The 1,236-nt window shown below is 24.4% G+C and carries 1 protein-coding gene; it reads left to right on the top strand.

The genetic code is table 11. From position 1 onward, the window contains the following. Positions 1–27: 27 nt before the first annotated feature. Positions 28–1,236, top strand: a 1,209-nt coding sequence (locus HMPREF9131_RS05525; RefSeq protein ID WP_009345874.1) for an ATP-binding protein, incomplete at its 3' end; no start/stop codon positions are given.

Raw genomic sequence — 1,236 nt, 5'->3', positions numbered from 1 at the left:
AGCACAAATGTCAGGAGCTAAATATACATGATTTATATTACAAAAGTTCATTTGGAAAATTTCCAATCACATAAAAACACCTCTTTGGAATTTGATAGGGGACTTAATGTTATACTGGGGAATTCTGATTCTGGTAAAACTGCTATTTTGAGGGCAATAAAATGGGCTTTGTATAATGAACCTCAAGGGGATTATTTCATTATGCAAGGGCAAAATCAAGTTCTAGTAGAAATAGAATTTTCTAATGGAGCAATAATAAAAAGATTAAAGTCATCATCTAAAAATGACTATTATTTGAAACTGCCAAACCAAGAAGAACAAAAATTTGAAGCCTTTGGTCGTTCTGTTCCACAAGAAATTATTAATATTACTGGTATGTATAAAATGTCGTTAAATGATGATAAAACTAGTATTTTAAATATAGCTGACCAATTAGAGGGACCATTTTTACTTAATCAAGTTCCTTCAGTAAGAGCAAGTGCAATTGGACGACTCATCTCTGTAAACTATATTGATGACGCTTTAAGAGATACAGTAAGAGAAAATAAAACAGTTAATACTAATATAAGAAATTTAGAAAAATCAAAAACTGAGCTTGAAGAAGAAATTGCTAAGTTTGATTATTTAAAGGATTTAGAAAAGAAATATGAAGAACTTAAATCTATACGTGATAAAATTTCTATTAAAGAAGATAAATTAAAGTTATATAAAAAGCTTAGTTATTCTTTTAAAGAAATCAACAATGAAATTAATTCAATAAATATTGATATATCTAAATTACCAGATTTAGAATTGCTAAGTAGTATAGTTACAGAATTAGTAACATTAAATTTCAAAAATAATTATTATATAAACTTCAATGACAAGCTTAATAAGTTAGATATGAGTATAAAAAATGCCAATGTTTACTTAAATAATTTTAAAGATTTTTCAAGTTTAGAAGATATTAAAGATAAACTTAATGAATGTGTAACAGATTTTAATAGGTTAAATGCTATAAATTTAGAATATATGAATTTATCCAATGAAATAACTGAAAAAAGTAATTTTGTTAACTCATTAGTAAGCTTTTTAAATGTTGACTACACATATAATGAATTAAATGAAAAACTTAAATTACTCAATAATTTGAAAAATTTATTAGTATCAAATAATAATATTGATAGTGCTATTTCTAAGGGAGAAATATATCTAAATAAATTTAACAATTTAGATGTATTACAATCTGTAGTTAAT

The organism is Peptoniphilus sp. oral taxon 836 str. F0141 (genome assembly GCF_000179335.1).
In the GTDB taxonomy this organism is placed as follows: Bacteria; Bacillota; Clostridia; order Tissierellales; family Peptoniphilaceae; genus Peptoniphilus_A; species Peptoniphilus_A lacrimalis.
The sequence above is the reverse complement of the archived record's forward strand: the minus strand, read 5'-3'. Positions and strand labels throughout refer to the sequence as shown.